Raw genomic sequence first — 16,504 nt, 5'->3', positions numbered from 1 at the left:
GGCCTTATATAATGCAGAGGCCGTCTGAAAACCTTTGCCGGAGAAAACGCATGATGACTTTATCCCCTGATGTGCAAGCGCGCGCCGAGCGCATCAAGCTTTTGATTATGGACGTGGACGGTGTGCTCACCGACGGCCATATTTATATCCGCGACAACGGCGAAGAAATCAAATCGTTTCACACGCTCGATGGACACGGCTTGAAAATGTTGCAGCAAAGCGGTGTGCAAACTGCGATTATCACCGGCCGCGATGCCCCCTCGGTGGGCATTCGGGTGGAGCAGCTGGGCATTAATCATTATTACAAAGGCATACACGACAAAAAAGCCGCTTATGCCGATTTGCGCGCCAAAGCCGGCGTGGCGGAACATGAATGCGCCTTTATCGGCGATGATGTGGTGGATTTACCGGTGATGGTGCGCTGCGGCCTGCCTGTGGCCGTGCCCGAAGCACACGATTTTACCTTGCGGCACGCCGCTTATATCACACGCAAAAGCGCTGGCAAGGGCGCGGTGCGCGAGCTGTGCGACCTGATTATGCAGGCGCAGGGCACGCTTGATGCAGCCTTGAATGAGTATATCAAATGATTAAAAAATGGCGCAGCGGCTGGCTTTTTCCCCTGATATTGGCTATCTGCCTGGGCGGCTTGAGCGCTTGGCTCGGGCGCATCAGCGAGCTGGATATCGAAGAAGTGGCGCTCAATCCCAACGAGCCGCAATATGCCATGGTCGATATCGACGGGCGGCGCTTTGATGGAACAGGCCGTCTGAAAGAAAACCTCAGCGCCGAGAGCGCTTGGCAGATGCCCAAAAGTGATGATGTTTATTTTGACCAACCGCAGCTTGTGCTTTATGGCGCCGGCCAGCGGCTCTATGACGTCAAAAGCGAAGAAGCCCGCTATAATACCGACACCCGCCAAGTGTTTTTCGAAAAAAACGTGGTGCTCACCAAAGCAGCTGATGCCCGTCGGCCTGCCGGCGTGCTGAAAACGGCCAGCCTACTGGTGGACACGCAAACCGAAACTGCCTCAACCGATGCGCCGGTGGCCTATCAATACGGTGATTCGCACGGCACGGCCAAGGGCGTGCAATATAACCACCAGCAAGGTTTTTTAAACCTGCCCTCCCGAGTGAAAGCCATTATTTATGACCCCAAAAATCCTTAATGCCGCGCTGTTGGCTGCTTTGTTGGCCGCCGCGCCGGCTTTTGCGCTTGAGAGCGACCGCAGCCGCCCGATTGAAATCGAGGCCGATCAAGGCTCGCTCGATCAGGCTAACCAGGTCACCACCTTCAGCGGCAATGTGGTGATCAAACAAGGTTCGCTCAATATCCGCGCCGCCAGCGTGCGTGTGTCGCGCGATGGCAAAGGCCAGCAAGTGATGAGCGCCAGCGGCAGCCCGGTGCGCTTCGGCCAAACGCTCGACGGCAATAAAGGCACGGTAAACGGCCAAGCAAACCAAGTAGAATATTCATCGGCCACCGGCATTGTGAAGCTCACCGGCAATGCCCGTGTGCAGCGCGGCGGTGATTTGGCCGAAGGCGCCAGCATTGTTTACAACACCCGCACCGAAGTGTATACCGTCAGCGGCAGCAAAGCGGCCGGCGGCAAAGGCGGCAAACGGGTTACCGTGGTGATCCAGCCGACCAAATAGCTTGTTAGCAGGCCGTCTGAACGCACACACAACTGTTTCAGACGGCCTTAAATCTCATACCCATATCATCAGAGCCTTGCCCATGACAACTCCGCACAGCCGACTGAATGTCCAACATCTGCAAAAAAGCTTCAAAAAGCGCCAAGTGGTGAAAAATTTCTCGCTCGAGATCGAAAGCGGCGAAGTGGTGGGGCTACTCGGCCCCAACGGCGCGGGCAAAACCACCAGCTTTTACATGATAGTCGGCCTGATTGCCGCCGATGGCGGCAGCGTGATGCTGGATAATCGCGAAATCCGCCATCTGCCCATTCACGAGCGCGCCCGCTTGGGCTTGGGCTATCTGCCGCAGGAAGCATCGATTTTCCGAAAAATGACGGTGGCGCAAAATATTCGCGCTATTCTCGAAATCCGGTTGAAAGATAAAAAGCAAATCGATGCCGAGCTGGAGCGCCTTTTGGCCGACCTCAATATCGAGCGCCTGCGCGACAGCCCGGCGCCTTCGCTTTCCGGCGGTGAGCGCCGGCGCGTGGAAATCGCCCGTGTGCTGGCCATGCAGCCGCGTTTTATCCTGCTTGATGAGCCGTTTGCCGGCGTCGATCCGATTGCGGTTATCGATATTCAGAAAATCATTGAATTTCTCAAAACACGCGGCATCGGCGTGTTGATTACCGACCACAATGTGCGCGAAACCCTGCGCATTTGCGACAGAGCCTACATCATCAGCGAGGGCACCGTGCTCGCCTCGGGTGTGCCCGAAGAGCTGGTGGGCAACGAGCAAGTGCGCGCCGTGTATTTGGGCGAAAACTTCGATTATTGATAGGTAATGATGAGCGGCCAGAACTTTCAACTCAAGCTCAAGCAAACCCAGCAGCTCAGCCAGGGCTTGCAGCAATCGCTGCGTGTGCTGCAAATGTCGGGGCTGGAGCTGGAGCATGAAGTGGAAGAATGGCTGCAAGACAACCCTCTGCTCGAGCGCAGCGAAGCGCCCGAAGGCAGCCCCGAACCGGAGCGCATTTCAGCCGCCATTTCAAAAACCGGCCAAGTGGGTGGCGATGATGCAGAAGATATTTGGGCCACCATCGCTGCTGAAGAAGATTTTTTGAGCTATCTGCACAATCAAGTGTGCGAGCATCCGCTCAGCCGCGAAGAAGCCGCCCGCGTGCACATTTTGATTGATTCACTCGATGAGCAAGGCTATCTCACCGACAGCTTGGCCGATATCATTGAACACACGCCGCTTGAATGGATGCTGGATGAAGAAGATATGCAGGAGGCGCTCGACCGACTGCAAACCTTCGACCCGCCCGGCGTGGCCGCAGCCACGTTGAACGAATCGCTGCTGCTGCAATTGCAGCGCCTGAGCGCTTCGCCCGAGCGCCGCTGCGCCGCCAAAATCATCATGCAGCATTTGGAAGAATTGGGCAAAAGCCGCACCCAAAACCAGCAAAAACTCAAACGCAAACTGCCCGATTTCGAGGCCGATATCATTGAAGCGGCGCTCTCGCTGATTGCCACGCTCAACCCTTATCCTGCTTATGGCTTTGCCACGGCGGAGCCCACGGCTTATGTGCAGCCTGATGTGTGGGTGCGCGAGTATGCCGGCGGCTGGCGGGTGATCGGCAATGAAAAAGCCTGGCCGCATGTGCGGCTCAATCATGAATATTGCGCATTGCTGAAAGAGAGCCGCAATGTCGGCCAAGTGTGGAAAGACAAATTAAGTGAGGCGCGGCAGAAAATCGACAGCCTCGAGCACCGCAAAAGCACGGTGCTGCGCTTGGCTGAATACATTGTTGAGCGGCAAGAAGATTTTTTCATTTTCGGCGAAATCGGCCTCACCCCCATGCTGTTGAAAGAGGCAGCCGCCGAGCTGGGTGTGGCGGAAAGCACGGTGTCGCGCGCGGTGAACCACAAATATTTGGCTTGCCCGCGCGGCGTGTTTGCGTTACGCTATTTCTTCACACAAGCTGTGGATGCCGGGGAAGACGGCGAGGGCACGAGCCAGAGCGCGGTGAAGGCCATACTGGCGCAATTAATCAGCGATGAAAACAAACAAAAACCTTATTCGGATGAAGCTTTAAGCCGATTGTTGCAACAGCAGGGCATCGACATTGCCCGGCGCACGGTGGCCAAATACCGCGAAGCTTTGAATATTCCGCCGGCACACCAACGCAAACCTTAGAATAATATTTGAGCACAAAATTTGTCTCGAGCAGGCTGTTTCAGACGGCCTGAAAACCCCAACCGAAGGAGTGTTATTATGAACCTGAAAATCACTGGTCTGAATTTTGATGTTACCGAAGCCATTAAAAAACATGTCAGCAGCAAGCTAGAGCGCATCAGCCGCCATGCCGACAACGTGATTTCCGTAACCGTTACCCTTTCGGTGGAAAAACTCAACAATAAAGCAGAAGCCGATGTGCATTTGGCCGGCAAAGATTTGCACGTGGAAACCGTAGAAAGCGATATGTATGCTGCTGTGGATGTGCTGATGGACAAGCTCGACCGCGCCGTGTTGAAACATAAAGAAAAGCGTAACGATGTGCGCGCCACCGCCGCACCGGCACCTGTGGAAGAAGCCTGATCGGCCTTTGTACCCAAACAAAATGTACCCAAACCAAAAGCCCCTTTGAGGGGCTTTTGGTTTGGGTGGTTTAAATGGAGAGGCCGTCTGAAAGAAGTTTCAGACGGCCTCTTTGTCGGGCTGGGCATATCTGTGCGCACGATAATACCAATTCAAAAAATAAGCTAACAAGGCGGCGAGCTGCAGACAGTACAGATAGTACGGCAAGGCGAGCCAACGAAGTTAGGTTATTTTTTTGGATTGGTATAAGACCTGTTTTCGTGTTTGCCCGCTCTATTTTACGCACAAAACTTAGCGTTTGACGCCGCTTAAGCAGGCCCAGCCGTTGTCGGTTTGGGCGGGATCGAGGTCAAACCATTGGCCGTAGATTTCGCTCATTTCGTCTATCTGCTCTTCCAAAATGCCTGAGAGCACGATGCGGCCGCCTTGGCGGGTGCGCCCGGCGAGCATTTCGCCCAGCATGCGCAAGGGGTTGGCGAGAATGTTGGCCACCACGATATCAAACCGGCCTTCGGGCAGGGCATCGGGTAGGTGGAAATGGGCGGGCACTTGGTTTTGGGCGGCGTTGTCGTTGCTGGCGCGGATGGCTTGCGGGTCGATATCAGCGCCGGTGGCGCTGCCGGCGCCGAGCTTGAGCGCGGCAATGGCGAGTATGCCGGAGCCGCAGCCGTAATCGAGCAGGGATTCGCCGCCTTTGAGGTTGCGGTCGAGCCATTGCAGGCACAGATGGGTGGTGGGGTGGCTGCCGGTGCCGAAGGCTAAGCCGGGGTCGAGCTGCAGATTGACGGCACCGGCATCGGGTGCTTCGTGCCATGAGGGCGTGATCCACAGGCGCTCGGAAATTTTAATCGGGTCGAATTGCGATTGGGTGAGGCGCACCCAATCTTGTTCGGGCAAAAGCTCCACGCTGTAGGCGGGTACATCGATGCCGGTTTGTGCGGCGGCGGCGGTGATGATGGGGGCGATATCGGCTTCTTCGGCAAAAAGGGCAATCACTTTGCTTTGCAGCCACAGCTGCTCGGTGGGCATGCCCGGCTCGCCGAAAATGGCTTGCTCATCGTTGGTGCCGGCATAGGCGTCTTCAATGGCGGCAGAGAGGGCGCCGTGCTCCATCAGCGCATCGGAAAGGCGCTCGGCGATGTGTTCGGTTACGGCAATGGTGGCTTGTTGGTAAGACATGGGCGCTTTCTGTGTGCGGCCGTTGGATGCGCATTCGAAAAAAATAACAATCCGGCTGCGTTGGCCGGTTTGCCTTTTGAATGGGGTGAAAAAAGATTCAGACGGCCTGATTAATAAAATGATGTGAATATTCTAATGGATATGTGTGGATTGCAAAAGGCCGTCTGAAGGTTTCAGACGGCCTGCGGTGCAAAATGTTTAACCGTTTTGCTTGGCTTTGCGTGCTTCCAGCCATTTTTCCAGATAATGGATGCTCACGCCGCCTTCTTGGAAGCCGGGGTCGGCAAAAAGGTCGCGGTGCAGCGCGGTGTTGGTTTTGATACCGGTGATGGCCAGCTCGGCCATGGCCACGCGCATTTTTGCCATGGCTTGCTCACGGGTTTTGCCGTGCACGCAGATTTTGCCGATTAGGCTGTCGTAGTTGGGCGGAATACGGTAGCCTTGGTAGATGTGGCTGTCGACACGCACGCCGAAGCCGCCGGGCAGGTGGCAGCTTTCAATCAGGCCGGGGCTGGGGATGAAATTATAAGGGTCTTCGGCGTTGATGCGGCATTCAAACGCATGGCCTTCGAGAATGATGTCTTCCTGCGCGTATTGCAGCGGCAGGCCGCTGGCCACGCGGATTTGCTCTTGCACGATGTCGACACCGCTGATGAGCTCGGTGACGGGGTGTTCGACTTGCACGCGGGTGTTCATTTCGATAAAGAAGAATTCGCCGTTTTCATACAAAAATTCAAACGTGCCGGCGCCGCGGTAGCCGATGCGTTTGCAGGCATCCACGCAGGCTTGGCCGATGGCTTCGCGCTCGGCTTGGGTGATGCCGGGCGCGGGCGCTTCTTCGATTACTTTTTGGTGGCGGCGCTGCATCGAGCAATCGCGCTCGCCCAGGTAAATGGCGTTGCCGTGCTCATCGGCCAGCACCTGGATTTCCACGTGGCGCGGCTTTTGCAGATAGCGCTCCATATACACCATCGGGTTGCCGAAGGCGGCACCGGCTTCGGTTTTGGTCATTTCCACCGATTTGAGCAAGTCTTCTTTTTTCTCGACCACGCGCATGCCGCGGCCGCCGCCACCGCCGGAGGCTTTGATAATCACCGGAAAGCCCACTTGGTCGGCAATGCGCAGGATTTCGGCGTCGTCATCGGGTAGAGCGCCTTCCGAGCCGGGCACGCAGGGCACGCCGGCTGCAATCATGGCGTGTTTGGCGGAAACTTTGTCGCCCATCAGGCGGATGGTGTCGGCGCGCGGGCCGATAAACACAAAGCCCGATTGCTCCACTTGGTCGGCAAAATTGGCGTTTTCGGCCAAAAAGCCGTAGCCGGGGTGAATGGCATCGGCGCCGGTTACTTCGGCGGCGGAAATGATGGCGGGAATATGCAGATAACTTTGCGGAGAAGGCGCGGGGCCGATGCACACCGATTCATCGGCGAGCTTCACATGCAGGCTGTCGCGGTCGGCTTCGGAATGCACGGCAACGGTGGCGATGCCCATTTCGCGGCAGGCGCGCAATACGCGCAAAGCGATTTCACCGCGGTTGGCAATCAAAACTTTTTTCAACATAAGGCTTCTTTCAGAATGATTTCTGACAAGGTTTCAGACGGCCTTTTGTGTGTTGGAATAAAAAGGCCGTCTGAAAGATTTATTCGATAATAAACAGCGGCTCGCCATATTCGACCGGCTGGCCGTTGTCAACCAGAATGGCTTTCACCACGCCGGATTTTTCGGCTTCGATTTCGTTCATCAGCTTCATGGCTTCGATAATGCACAAGGTGTCGCCGGCTTTAACGTTTTGACCCACTTCCACAAAAGCAGGTGAGGCGGGGCTGGGTGCGCGGTAGAAAGTGCCGACCATCGGTGATTTTTGGGCATTGCCCAAATCGGCGGCGGGCGCGGCAGCAGGAGCGGGCGCGGCCGCTACGGGCGCGGCGGCCACCGGTGCGGGTGCGTGGGCCAAGGGGGCGGGGGCGGCGTAAAGGGCTTGCGGCGCAGCGGCCATCGAGCGGGTGATGCGCACTTTTTCTTCGCCTTCGGTTACTTCGATTTCGGCGATGCCTGATTCTTCAACCAAATCGATCAGTTTTTTCAGTTTGCGTAAGTCCATTTGAATATCATCCTTTGGTAGGGGTGCGAGAGCGGCATGTTGGCCGCTTGATTCAGCGAAATAGGGGAATAAAAACAGGGGAAACCGGGAAACCCGGCCGGAATATGAAGCCTGTGCTTGGGAAATGGTGATGGCGTATTTTGGCGAAATTGCTGTTAAATGTCTAGCAAAATATCAAAATCAGGCGGTTTTGGCTGCAAAAGAAGCAGTTCGGGCGCGCCGCCGGCTACTTTAAATCGGTTAAAGAGTATTTATTCTAAAGGCTTTGCGGGGTGTGGCGGCAAAATGCACTGAATAATAATAAGTAGGCTGTGCGGGCAGGCCGTCTGAAAAAGAATGTGCGTATAATAGCGCTTTTTTTGAACACAGCTGAAAAACCATGCAACTTGCCGATTTTGATTTTAACCTGCCCGAACCCTTGATTGCCCAGCATCCGCCGGCGGTGCGCGGCAGCAGCCGTTTGTTGGCCGCTTTGCCCGACACGCCGATAGCCGACAAAATGTTTGCCGATTTACCCGATTGGGTGCAGCCGGGCGATGTGCTGGTGTTTAACAACACCAAGGTGATGAAGGCGCGCCTGTTTGGCCAAAAAGAGAGCGGCGGCAAGATTGAGGCGCTGATTGAGCGGGTGGTGGATGCACACACGGCGCTGGCGCATGTGCGTTCGTCAAAATCGCCCAAGCCGGGCACGCAATTGGTGTTTGAGGGCGGCATCGAGGCCACAATGCTGGAGCGGCAGGGCGAGCTGTTTTGCCTGCGCTTTGCCGGCAGCGAGAGCGTGTATGAATTGCTGGCGCGCCACGGCCATCTGCCGCTGCCGCCCTATATCGAGCGCGCGGCCGATGATGAAGACGACAGCCGTTATCAAACCGTGTATGCCAAGCACCAAGGTGCGGTGGCCGCGCCCACGGCCGGCCTGCATTTCACCGATGAATTGCTGGCGCAATTAAAGGATAAGGGCGTGCACATGGCCGAGGTAACGCTGCATGTGGGCGCGGGCACATTCCAGCCTGTGCGGGTGGATAATATCGCCGAGCACAAAATGCACAGCGAATGGTATGAAGTGCCGCCGCAAGTGGTGGCGTTGATTGAGGCGGCCAAGGCGCGCGGCAATAAGGTGTGGGCGGTGGGCACCACGTCGATGCGGGCGCTCGAATCGGCGGCGCGTGCCAGCGGCCGCTTGCAGGCGGGCGGCGGCGACACGGATATTTTCATCACGCCGGGCTATCGTTTCAAGGTGGTTGACCGGCTGATTACCAATTTTCATCTACCCAAATCCACGCTGCTGATGCTGGTGAGCGCTTTTTCGGGCACGGCGCACATCCGCGCGGTGTATAACCATGCGATTGAGCAGCAATACCGTTTTTTCAGCTATGGCGATGCGATGATTTTGGGCTTGTCGGAATAGGTTTGAGTGGGTGATATAGTGGAATGCAAGAAAAAGTTATACAAAACTACGCGCCATAACGGAGTAGGTTAGGTTGTCAAACCCAACGTTTCAAACGGCATGAGACCTTTGCAAAACCAGATATCTGTCGCACCCGCGTAGGCGGGTGCCCAGCGCAAAGCAGCGCTTTGCTTGTCTCACACTTTTCTGAAAATGATAAACGCCCTATAAAATCAAATATTTGATTTCTCATATTTTGATGGTGCCTACCTGTCCGACAACTGAAGCTGCGCTTCAGACTGGGCTCCTGCCTACGCAGGAGCGACGGAAAGGGCGTTTTGTAAAGGCCTCGGCATGTGGGCTTGTTGGGTTTTCAACCAACCAGCCCGTTGTGTCACTTTTTTAGGCATTCTACTATAGCATTCAAAAAAATACGCTTATAAAGAGATAAGCTACAAACAAATAGATAAGTTAGGTTGGGTTGCTAAGACCGTAAGCCGATGTTTGCTTTTCAACAGATTGATTTGATAAAGTCGTTTGAGTTTTGTTGAGGTGCGCCGAAGGCCGACACAGCCTGAGCAGATAGCGCCCAAGTGATTCTTATTTTGTATGATTGTTTTTGTGATTGATATAAGCCATAAAATCATACGCAAGCCAAAAATAAGCTTATCGCGTTGTCTGGCCAATGCCGTGTGTGATAATTGGAAACAAGGCCGTCTGAAAGGTTTTCAGACGGCCTTTGTTGCTATTTAAGTGAAATAAAAGAAAAAGTTACACGAAACTGTATTCTGCAACAGTGCAGGTTGAATTGATAAACCCAAGGTTTCAGACGGCCTGTGGATTTGTTGGGTTTGCTATCCGCCGCATCACTTTTTTTATGCATGCCATTATATCAAACAAGCTGAAGATTGTAGAAGGTGCGTGGCTGAGACGCGTGCTTCATACCTGCTTGTATCATTTTTTATTTGAAATTCGAAGCAAAGGCCGTCTGAAAGGTTTTCAGACGGCCTTTGCTTCGAATATTTATAAAGGCTTATTTATTTGAATCGGTATTAAAACAGGTTTTCAGTCGGGTCGCCGTTTGGTGCGGAAGCAGGTGATGCGGCCGGTTGCGAAGCAGCGGAAGCAGCGCTCTCCGGTGCGGGCTGTGCAGGCGCAGCAGCGGGGGCTTCCGGCTTGGTGGCTTCTTCATCCACTTCGATTTCGCTGCCCGGGGGCAACACTTCATCCCGCACCGGAGCGGGCTTGGGAATGGCTTTGGGCTGGGTGTAGCCGGCTGAGCCGCTGGTCCAGGCCACCGATTTTAAGGGGCCTTTCACTTTCACGCCGGCGGCGCAGGTGAGGCAGTTTATCATGCCGGAGCGGTTTTTCAGCACGGCATCGATGCGCTTGGTGTTCACCGTTTTGCCGTGCGCTTTTGCCCAAGCGGTGATGCTTTTGCGCAGAGTGGCGGTGTCGAGGTTTTTCTGGTTATAAGGGTCGCGGTAGGCGGCCAGCCACAAATTGTTGTTGGCATCCACATTGAGCGCAGCCATTTGGTAAATCACCGAAGCGGGCGAGCCGGTGGTGATGGTTTTGGCAAATTCCATGGCATCGGGCGATTTCATGCGCACACAGCCGTGGCTGCGCACACCGGGCACGCTGCTGGGCGCGTTGGTGCCGTGAATGCCGAGGCCGAGCTTGGGTTCGCCCATGCGCACAAACACGGGACCCAGCGGATTATTGGGGCCGGGCGGAATGGTTTTCACGCCATCGTTGCGCTCTTTCTGGATGCTGCGGGGAATATGCCAAGTGGGATTAAACGCTTTCACGCCGATTTTGTGTTCGCCCAAATTGGTTTGCGTCATCGCCTTGCCCACGGCCACGGGATACACTTTGGTGAACTTGCCGTTGGTGTAAAGAAAAAGACGTTGTTGCGGAATGTTGATCACAACATGTTGGCCTTGCGATACAGGCGGAAAGTCGGGGAGCGGTGTGTTTGCGTATGCTGCGGCACCCATGCCGAGGGTGAGCAGGCCGAATCCTAAATTTTTCATTTTTCTGATAAATGGGCAGTATGATAACAGCTCGAAATCATACCGCAGTATGGGTGGTTTTGTGCGAAAATATCTGCTTTTCGGTTGCGGATAGCGGCCAAGCGGTTGGCAGGCAGGAAAAACCATGAAGCCGGCGGGCAAATTATTTGCGGTGGCGCAGGCAGGCGGAATGGATGATGAAGGCCGCGGCGTGGCCCGGGTGGCGGGTAGAACGTGCTTCATTTGTGGTGTTTGGTTCTTGGTGCCAGTGGCTTGCCGGTGGTGTGCCGTAAAAAGCAATTCGATGAAGGTGAAGCGGCTGCGGTGGCGGCCGCCTTGCGGTAAGGGCGGCCGCCCGAGTGTGGCGATTTTGATACATGCGGCGAATATGTGGAACCTTTGGCGCACGTGGCTTACAAACAGCGTGTGGTGACGCCATGGCTGCCGAGCGTGGCGGCTGATGTGGCAGGCCGTCTGAAAGCGCGCTGCATATTTTTTGCGGCAGTTGCCGATGGTTTGAACGATGGCGGCGTGCCTGATTGGTAAATTTGCTTGCAGCACGGGTGGGCAGTTTATCCGTTTTACCCGTTTAATGTGCCCGCTCTGCAATTCTGCAATATCGCCTGCCCGAATTCGATGTCGCCCCGGTGATTTCACGCAAATCAATGCCGACACCAATGTGCTGATGGTGACGCACTCTTTGCGGCTGCTTGATGGGCAGTTGGGCGGGCGTATTGCCGATTGATTTTGCGGCTTGGGTGATTCCAGCCTGCCGATGGCCAAGAAAGGCGCGCAAGTGCTCAGGCGGCGGGTTATCTGGCGCAGCGCGATCGCGATAGTGTCTGTTTCAATGGCTGTGAAACCAATGTGGGGTTTCAGACGGCCGATTTGTTTGAAACGCACTCAAGTGCGATTGCGGCGTGGGGCATGGGATAAAATGCTGCTTGATCCGCCGCTCAGCGGCGCTTATGCTGTGGTGCAGATGCTGCATAAGCCTTATTTGCCGCAACGTGTTGTGTATGTGCCGTGCAATCCGGCCACGTTTGCCCGCGATGCAGCGGTGTGGGTGGAGAAAAGCCATGGTTTTGTGGCTGCGGTATCATGAATATGTTTGCACAAACGGCGCATGTGGCAACCATAGGCTGGCTTGAAAAGCCGCCGAGCCGACCACGGGCGGTCGGGGAAGTGTAATATGGCCGTCTGAAAAGGTTTTGAATGTGACGACTTTTGTTAAATCATGCTATGATGCTAAATTGAAAGGGGAAGGCTTCAGGCCTTGGCTTTAATCTTTCTGTTTGCTTTACCGTAAACACCACAGTCTGCGTGGTTTGAGTCGGTTGCAGGCTGCCTATTTCAAAAAGGTGTGGGATGGCGGCAGGATTTGATTGCTTTTAGCGTGTATCGGGAGATACTTTTGGATTATTCACTTTTAATTGTGTTGCTGGTGCTTTTGCTGCTGGTGCTGTTGCTTGTGCGCTACAAGCAGGGCGGCGCAGCAAAGAAAACAGCTCGGTCGGCCAAAATGCCGGCTTCGGAGCGCCGCGCTACAGAGGGGAAAACTGCAGAGGATGGCGATGACTGGATAGCGCATATCAATCAGTCGGTGGCAGAAAACGACGATCACGGTTGGGGCTGGGAAGGCAGCGCATCCGATAATATGACCACGGCCGTGTCGGCTCAGGAAGTTGATCCGCTCACCGAATATCAAGTTTACAAGCAATTTGGCTATGAAGATAAAGCCGCCGCTTCTTTGGCCGGCTATCTGAGCAAGCTGCCGCCGCCTGCGCCTGAAAAATTGGTGCACGAGCTGGTGGGGCTGAGTCTGCGCGCGGGCAATCTCGATTTGCTCGCCGCCACGCTGAGCGGACATAAAACCGTTCTCTCCAAAGAAAGCACCGCCGAATATGTGAAAGCCGGCCTGGCGATTGAGCCCAATCATCTGCCTTTGCGGGTGTTGGCCGAGCAGGATTTGGGCTGGAGCATGCAAGAGGTGGCACGCCAAATCGGCGAGAAAAACGGTTTGGATGAAGTGGCCGCGCAGCCTGTGCTGACCGTAGGCACCGCTGCCCATAAAGAAGGCGCCTCCGCCAAACGCATGCCGATTGTGGTCGGCAAGCAGGATTTCGGCGAGGTGAGCGAAGAAGAAATGAGCGCGGTGATGGGTTTTGTGCGGCCGGAGCGTGGTGCCAAGCTTTTGAAAAACAAAGTGGATTACGAAACAGCGCTGCTGCAATACAACCGTGCCATTCAAAAATCACCCAAGCCCGCCAGCCTGATTATCGATGCGCTCAAGCTCGATTATCAGCACGACGAAGTGAATCAGTTTGCCAAGCACTTATGGAAGCTCTATTTCTCGCTCGGCCAGTATGGCCGCCAAGTAAAAGAGCGCATGTTGGGCTGGGGCTACAGCCTGGGCTATCATGAAGTGTTTGACGATTTGGAAAAAGGCCCCAGCGAGCAGCAAGTGCGCGAAATCGGTTTGGCTAAAGGCTATCTGCAACCCACATCGCGCCAAATCAAGGCCAAATACCGTGATTTGGTTCAAAAAGACACCTCCATTATCAGCGAAAACGCTTCACCTGCCGAAGAGGCGGTGAAAGAGGTGGAATCTTTGCTGATGTATGGCCAGCTGGATCAGGCCATCGGCACATTGGAGCAAACGGTTTTGCATTACCCGCAAGAGTCTCAGCTTTATATCATGTTGTTTGATTTATACGAGCGCTCTGAAGACTGGCCCCGCTTGGAGCAATTTTTGCGCTTGCTGCGCGAGCGTGTCGACAGCCTGCCTGAAGAAGTGGTGCTGGCCATGAGCCAGTTGTTGCAGCGTGTCAACCGACAACGTGCTAAATGACCGGGGAATCAATCATGGAAAATATGTTGCCGAAAGTAAAAACCATCAGGGTAATGCTGCAAAATATGGGCGACCAGCAAGATGCCGTTTTCCGAATGGCATTTAAGATGCACAACACCACCAATTATGAAATGGTGACACCCGAATCGGTTGAGCAGCCGGATATGGTGCTGGTGGATACCGATAGCGAAGAGGGCATGCAGAATTGGCAGGCGTTGAAGCAGAAATACACCGATATTCCGGTGGTGATGTTTTCAACCGGCGAGCCGAAAGAGCGTACGCCTTATTTGGCCAAGCCCATTAAATTCGATACGCTGTTTCCCATTTTGCGCAGCTTGGCTCAGGGCGGCCATATTTATGAAGTGCCCGAATATATGCCGTCTGAAGACGGTGCAGAGCCCGGCAGCAACGGCGTGCGCAAAACCACCATCCGCCGCTTCAATCCGCAACGCGGACTGCTCGGTGCACTCAAAGCGGCCAGCCAAGGGCATCAGGATGTGGCCGTGCTGCACGATGGCAAGCCGGTGTTGATTGTGTTTCCGAGCATTCAGCGCGTTTTGCTGACGGTCAGCGCGGGCGAGCTGGAAAAATTCAGTAAAGACGATAAACTGCAAGTTGTGTGCAAAGCCGTGCCGGATAATCCGCAATGGAAAGAAAAAGCCAAAGTGACCATTATGTCGTGCTTGTGGCAGATGGCGATTTGGACCGCGCAAGGCCGCTTGGCTTATCCGATGACGCCGCAAACGGTGTTTACCCTCAAGCGCTGGCCCAATTTGACCCGTTTGGCACCGGTGCCCGAATCGATGCGTTTATCGGCCTTTCTCACCAAAACATCGGTTAACCTGAATATTCTGTATAAAGTGATGCCGCTGGAAATGCCCGATATTCTGAATTATCTGGCCGCCACTTCGGCCACCGGCTTTTTGGCCACCGATGATCAATTCGGCAGCGGCGGGCAGGCAGATGCGGCTGTGGCCGCCAATATGAATGTCAGCAGTAATGTGCCTGACGATCAAATGGCGAAAGATGCCCAAAAAGCAGTGAGCCCCTCGGCAGAGCAGCCGCGCGGATTGTTGCAACGCCTGATGCGCAAGCTGTTTGGCACCAAATAGGGGAAAGGCATGAAAGAAAACAAAATTATCTTTACCGGCCCTGTGGGCGTGGGCAAAACCACCGCCATCACCGCCTTGTCGGATGAGCCGCCGGTGCAGACCGATGCCAGCGCCTCTGATATGACGCTGGTGCGCAAAGGCTACACCACCGTGGCGATGGATTACGGCGTGATTTGCTTGGATGAAGAAATAAAAGTGCACTTGTATGGCACGCCCGGGCAGGAGCGTTTTAATTTTATGTGGGAAATTTTGAGCAAAGGCAGCATGGGGCTGGTGTTGTTGCTGGATAATACGCGCACCAATCCGCTGAAAGACTTGAAATTCTTTTTAGATGCGTTTCAGGAGCTCCTGAAAACAGCGCCCTTGGTGGTGGGTGTCACCAAAATGGATATCCGCTCCCTGCCGGGTGTGGATGTTTACCAAAAATATTTGGCGCAACACAATTTTAATGTACCGGTTTTCGAAATTGATGCCCGTCGCGAAGATGACGTGAAGCAGCTGGTTAGTGCAATGTTGTTTTCAATTGATCCGGGTTTAGAGGTATAAGATGGATTCAACACTTTCTTTACAGTCAAATTTATATCCCAAAATCACACCGGCTGGGGCGTATTATGCGGTTTCCAGCAATGTGCCCAGCGCCAGCCGCACCTTGCTTTACGGCTTGTTGCGCGCCGGCAGCTCGGAGCCCATCAGCAGCGAAAAGCTTTTGGCTTGGGCCGATACCAGCGATATACACAGCGCACTCAACCTGCTTTACCGTTTGCAGCGGCTAGAGTTTCTTTATGGCGATGAAAGCCGCGATGAAGATGAGATAAATCTCTCGGAAGAGCGTATTCCCGAATTGTTGGCCGAGCTCTCCAATGTGGGTAAAGCTTTGCTCTCGGATGAAAACGGCCTCTATTTTGCCAATGCCGGATTTCATCATGAAACGGCCGAAGAAGTGGGCGTGCTTTCCAGCGAAGTGGCGGCGTTGGGGGAAAAACACCAATTGCTGGTAAAAAATAATCTGTATATCCACCACAATGCTTGGGGGATTTGCGACCCCAGCGGGCAGAGCGAGCTGACATTTTTCCCGCTGTTTATCGGTAAAACCAAATTGATTCTGGTGATCGGCGGCACGCCTGATTTGAATAAAGAAGCTTTTGTCACGCTCACTAAGATATTGTATGCCAGCTATGGCAGTTATTGAGGGTTGCGCCATCTTTAAATGGCGGCCTGTCAAACCACAAATGGAAATAAATAAATATGCGCGAACAATTACTCCTTTCCGTGTTGAGTGACTTAAACAGCACCTCAACCGATATCTCGGCTTCTGCGGTGATTTCCACCGATGGGCTGCCGATTGCCACCTTGCTGCCCAATCATCTGAATGCCGACCGTGTCGGCGCGATGTCGGCCACTTTGCTGGCGCTGGGCAACCGGGCGGTGCAAGAGCTGGCCTGTGGCGAGCTGGATCAAGTGATGGTAAAAGGCAAAAGCGGTTATATTTTGCTCAGTCAGGCCGGCAGCAATGCGGTTTTGGCGCTCTTGGCCAAAGAGGGTGGCAAGCTGGGGCTGATTTTGCTGGACGCCAAACGCGCCGCCAAACATATTGCGGATATTGTGTGATTCGCCTTGACAGAATAT

At 54.4% G+C, this 16,504-nt stretch carries 17 protein-coding genes; 13 read left to right on the top strand and 4 right to left on the bottom strand.

What is annotated here, in order from left to right; genetic code table 11:
• Nucleotides 1-50: 50 nt before the first annotated feature.
• The 6 genes from LVJ78_RS10625 to hpf all read left to right on the top strand — a co-directional run bounded on the left by LVJ78_RS10625 (nt 51) and on the right by hpf (nt 4,233).
• Entirely contained in the window at nt 51-587 is a 537-nt protein-coding gene (locus tag LVJ78_RS10625) for a KdsC family phosphatase (RefSeq protein WP_132954359.1), read from the top strand.
• Complete coding sequence (lptC, locus tag LVJ78_RS10620) at nt 584-1,165, top strand: LPS export ABC transporter periplasmic protein LptC (RefSeq protein ID WP_132954358.1); 582 nt, start codon at nt 584-586, stop codon at nt 1,163-1,165. The genes LVJ78_RS10625 and lptC overlap by 4 nt, the downstream gene beginning before the upstream one ends.
• The gene (gene lptA, locus LVJ78_RS10615; RefSeq protein ID WP_132954357.1) at nt 1,146-1,652 is read left to right on the top strand and encodes a lipopolysaccharide transport periplasmic protein LptA; all 507 of its coding nucleotides are present in this window, start codon (nt 1,146-1,148) and stop codon (nt 1,650-1,652) included. Before lptC ends, lptA begins: the two co-directional genes overlap by 20 nt.
• A gap of 82 nt (nt 1,653-1,734) precedes the next feature.
• A complete protein-coding gene (gene lptB / locus LVJ78_RS10610) occupies nt 1,735-2,469 on the top strand; it encodes an LPS export ABC transporter ATP-binding protein (protein WP_132954356.1) in 735 nt (244 codons plus the stop codon).
• 9 nt (nt 2,470-2,478) lie between these two features.
• Complete coding sequence (gene rpoN, locus LVJ78_RS10605) at nt 2,479-3,831, top strand: RNA polymerase factor sigma-54 (RefSeq protein WP_132954372.1); 1,353 nt, start codon at nt 2,479-2,481, stop codon at nt 3,829-3,831.
• A gap of 78 nt (nt 3,832-3,909) precedes the next feature.
• Nucleotides 3,910-4,233 carry a ribosome hibernation-promoting factor, HPF/YfiA family gene (gene hpf, locus LVJ78_RS10600; RefSeq protein ID WP_132954355.1) on the top strand — a complete coding sequence of 108 codons (324 nt, stop codon included), beginning with the start codon at nt 3,910-3,912 and terminating at the stop codon, nt 4,231-4,233.
• Between the two features lie 291 nt (nt 4,234-4,524).
• On the opposite strand, the gene prmA is transcribed toward hpf, so the two are convergent.
• The 3 genes from prmA to accB form a co-directional block, all read right to left on the bottom strand.
• On the bottom strand, nt 4,525-5,412 hold the full coding sequence (prmA, locus tag LVJ78_RS10595) for a 50S ribosomal protein L11 methyltransferase (RefSeq protein ID WP_132954354.1): 888 nt from the start codon (nt 5,410-5,412) through the stop codon (nt 4,525-4,527).
• 198 nt (nt 5,413-5,610) lie between these two features.
• Complete coding sequence (gene accC / locus LVJ78_RS10590; protein ID WP_132954353.1) at nt 5,611-6,972, bottom strand: acetyl-CoA carboxylase biotin carboxylase subunit; 1,362 nt, start codon at nt 6,970-6,972, stop codon at nt 5,611-5,613.
• A 79-nt stretch (nt 6,973-7,051) separates the two neighbouring features.
• Entirely contained in the window at nt 7,052-7,513 is a 462-nt protein-coding gene (gene accB / locus LVJ78_RS10585) for an acetyl-CoA carboxylase biotin carboxyl carrier protein (RefSeq protein WP_132954352.1), read from the bottom strand.
• Between the two features lie 379 nt (nt 7,514-7,892).
• On the opposite strand from accB, the gene queA reads away from it, so the two are divergent.
• Nucleotides 7,893-8,921, top strand: coding sequence for a tRNA preQ1(34) S-adenosylmethionine ribosyltransferase-isomerase QueA (gene queA, locus LVJ78_RS10580; RefSeq protein WP_132954351.1), 1,029 nt, complete (start codon nt 7,893-7,895; stop codon nt 8,919-8,921).
• A gap of 1,031 nt (nt 8,922-9,952) precedes the next feature.
• On the opposite strand, the gene LVJ78_RS10575 is transcribed toward queA, so the two are convergent.
• On the bottom strand, nt 9,953-10,936 hold the full coding sequence (locus LVJ78_RS10575; protein ID WP_132954350.1) for a L,D-transpeptidase: 984 nt from the start codon (nt 10,934-10,936) through the stop codon (nt 9,953-9,955).
• Nucleotides 10,937-11,807: 871 nt separating this feature from the next.
• On the opposite strand from LVJ78_RS10575, the gene LVJ78_RS10570 reads away from it, so the two are divergent.
• The 6 genes from LVJ78_RS10570 to LVJ78_RS10545 all read left to right on the top strand — a co-directional run bounded on the left by LVJ78_RS10570 (nt 11,808) and on the right by LVJ78_RS10545 (nt 16,486).
• Nucleotides 11,808-12,020 carry a hypothetical protein gene (locus tag LVJ78_RS10570; protein WP_243650373.1) on the top strand — a complete coding sequence of 71 codons (213 nt, stop codon included), beginning with the start codon at nt 11,808-11,810 and terminating at the stop codon, nt 12,018-12,020.
• A 303-nt stretch (nt 12,021-12,323) separates the two neighbouring features.
• A complete protein-coding gene (locus LVJ78_RS10565; protein ID WP_207894321.1) occupies nt 12,324-13,766 on the top strand; it encodes a 23S rRNA methyltransferase in 1,443 nt (480 codons plus the stop codon).
• A gap of 14 nt (nt 13,767-13,780) precedes the next feature.
• A complete protein-coding gene (locus tag LVJ78_RS10560) occupies nt 13,781-14,878 on the top strand; it encodes a response regulator (RefSeq protein WP_132954349.1) in 1,098 nt (365 codons plus the stop codon).
• A 9-nt stretch (nt 14,879-14,887) separates the two neighbouring features.
• Complete coding sequence (locus LVJ78_RS10555; protein ID WP_132954348.1) at nt 14,888-15,424, top strand: GTP-binding protein; 537 nt, start codon at nt 14,888-14,890, stop codon at nt 15,422-15,424.
• Nucleotide 15,425: 1 nt separating this feature from the next.
• Nucleotides 15,426-16,067 (top strand): peptidase M23, encoded by a 642-nt coding sequence (locus LVJ78_RS10550; protein ID WP_132954347.1) that lies wholly within the window; start codon nt 15,426-15,428, stop codon nt 16,065-16,067.
• 56 nt (nt 16,068-16,123) lie between these two features.
• Nucleotides 16,124-16,486 (top strand): roadblock/LC7 domain-containing protein, encoded by a 363-nt coding sequence (locus LVJ78_RS10545; protein ID WP_132954346.1) that lies wholly within the window; start codon nt 16,124-16,126, stop codon nt 16,484-16,486.
• Nucleotides 16,487-16,504 lie beyond the last annotated feature (18 nt).

This window comes from Uruburuella suis, assembly GCF_022870845.1.
Taxonomy (GTDB): Bacteria; Pseudomonadota; Gammaproteobacteria; order Burkholderiales; family Neisseriaceae; genus Neisseria; species Neisseria suis.
This window is presented reverse-complemented; position numbering and strand designations above follow the sequence as displayed.